This is a genomic window from Synechococcus sp. H55.10 (assembly GCF_047502715.1).
GTDB lineage: Bacteria > Cyanobacteriota > Cyanobacteriia > Thermostichales > Thermostichaceae > Thermostichus.
In genome coordinates, this window is record NZ_JANSJJ010000222.1 from 1 (window position 1) to 583 (window position 583).

Annotated in this window: 1 protein-coding gene; it reads right to left on the reverse strand. The window is 53.9% G+C overall.

The features are described 5' to 3' along the window. On the reverse strand, window positions 1–583 hold a 583-nt coding region (locus NW858_RS11800; RefSeq protein ID WP_414520572.1), incomplete at both ends, for a hypothetical protein.

Genomic DNA, 583 nt, shown 5'->3' on the forward strand with positions numbered 1-583 from the left:
CAGTTGCGCCTTCAGCGAGGCGTTCTCTCGCTCCAATTCCGCCAACCGCCTTTGCAGGCTATCCATTTGCCGATCTCGCTCTCCCAGAGCTGCTTCCAGCTCACGGTTGCGGGCCTCCAACGCTTGGCGGGCTGCCTCTGCTTGGTTCAGCCGTTCTGTTAAGCTTGCCAATTCATCCTCCAAACTGGTGAGGCGACTCACCTGTTCCAAAAGTTGGGCATTTTCTGCTTTCAGTTTTTCAATCAACGCCTGAGCGCTCAACAGATCTGCCTTGGTAGAGTCCAGGTCGTAACAGACTTGGTCATAGTTGGCAATTAGCTCGCCTAGTCGAGCTTCTTTCTCCTGCAGTTCTTCTCGCAGGGAACGAATCAAGCGATCCCTCTGTTCGACGCACTGCTGTAACTGTTCGACCTGCTGTCGTAGAATAGGCAGTTGAACCAAAGCCTTCTTGGCTAGGCCGAGAATTTCCCTGAAGCTCTCCTGCAGGCGGCTGTAGGAGTAATCCAATTTGGCAAAGGCTTCGTTGAGCGCAAGGTAAGCCTTGCATACCTCCATGTAGCGCTGGGCCAGAGAAGTGGGGTGA